The following is a 1186-nucleotide window of genomic DNA, read 5'->3' as shown; positions in this document are numbered from 1 at the left end:
CTGCTTCAGCAACTCACTGTTTCAGCAACTGACTGCAAAGGAACTCCATGTCTGCAGAAAACCAGGGCTTCAACACCCGCGCCGTCCACGCCGGCCAGGCCTTCGAGCCCCGCACGGGGGCCGTGGTCCCGCCGCTGCACTTCAGCTCCACCTACGCCCAGGACGGCATTGGAAACCTGCGCGGCGGCTACGAGTACGGCCGCGGCGGCAACCCCACCCGGGATGCGCTGCAGGAACAGCTCGCGGCGCTTGAGGGCGGCAGCGCAGCCTTCTCGTTCAGCTCCGGCCTCGCGGCGGAGGACTCTCTGATCCGGGCCCTCACCCGCCCGGGGGACCACATTGTGCTCGGCAACGACGCCTATGGCGGGACCTACCGCCTGATCAGCCGGATCCTCGGTGACTGGGGGATCGGGAACACCCCCGTGGACATGGCCGACCTCAACGCGGTCCGCGCTGCCGTGGCTGCGAACAAGACGCGGTTCGTCTGGGTGGAAACCCCGTCCAACCCGCTGATGAAGATCACCGATATCGCCGCGCTCGCCGGGATCGCGCACGACGCCGGGGCCCTCCTGGTAGTGGACAACACCTTTGCATCGCCCTACCTGCAGACACCGCTTGCCCTGGGTGCCGACGTCGTGGTTCACTCCACCACCAAGTACATCGGCGGCCACTCCGACGTGGTGGGCGGCGCCGTGGTGGTCAACGACGCCGGACTCGCTGAGAAGATCGGCTTTGTCCAGTTCGCCGTGGGCGCGGTCTCCGGACCCATGGATGCGTTCCTCACCACGCGCGGCCTGAAGACCCTCGGCGTGCGCATGGACCGGCACAGCCAGAATGGCCAGGCGGTGGCCGAATGGCTGCTGCAGCGCCCCGAGGTTGAGGCGGTGCTGTACCCGGGCCTGCCGTCCCATCCGGGCCACGAGCTGGCCAAAAAGCAGATGAAGAAGTTCGGCGGCATGGTGTCCGTCCAGTTCAAAGGCGGCGAAGCAGCGGCCCGCACGGTGGCTGAAAACACCTCGGTGTTCACCCTGGCGGAATCGCTGGGCGGCATCGAATCGCTGATGAACTACCCATCGGAAATGACCCACGCTTCGGTGAAGGGCACGGAACTGGCGGTGCCGGTGAACCTGCTCCGGCTCTCGTGCGGCATCGAGGACGTGGAGGACCTGATCGCGGACCTGGAGAA

1 protein-coding gene is annotated in these 1186 nt (G+C 66.7%); it reads left to right on the top strand.

All coding sequences use genetic code 11. From position 1 onward, the window contains the following. Window positions 1–47: 47 nt before the first annotated feature. On the top strand, window positions 48–1186 hold a 1139-nt coding region (locus DBR22_RS17885; protein ID WP_108600125.1), incomplete at its 3' end, for a cystathionine gamma-synthase.

Source organism: Arthrobacter sp. HMWF013, from assembly GCF_003061105.1.
Taxonomy (GTDB): Bacteria; Actinomycetota; Actinomycetes; order Actinomycetales; family Micrococcaceae; genus Arthrobacter.
Note: the sequence above shows the minus strand (reverse complement) of the source record. Positions and strands in the feature narration are given on the sequence as shown.